Consider the following 217-nt stretch of genomic DNA (forward strand, 5'->3'; position numbering starts at 1 on the left):
CATTTTCTTCATTAGTATTTGCTCCATCACCAGATAAGTCAGATACTTTTGTTTCGTCAGGAGCAAAGCCATCAACCGAAGCTTGGTTGGTTATTTTTCCCGCATCGATATCAGCTTGAGTTACTGTGTACGTTGCAGTATAAGTCCAAGTTTCAGTGACCTCTAAAATATTGTTAATATTGGCATCACCACCACTTAGAAGAGCAATAGCAGATAA

The 217-nt window shown here is 38.7% G+C and carries 1 protein-coding gene; it reads right to left on the reverse strand.

Annotated elements, in window-relative coordinates:
* Positions 1 to 217, reverse strand: a 217-nt coding sequence (locus tag CXF59_RS00160; protein WP_157824487.1) for a hypothetical protein, incomplete at both ends; no start/stop codon positions are given.

It is taken from the genome of Flavobacterium sp. ALD4 (assembly GCF_002836475.1).
Classification (GTDB): Bacteria; Bacteroidota; Bacteroidia; order Flavobacteriales; family Flavobacteriaceae; genus Flavobacterium.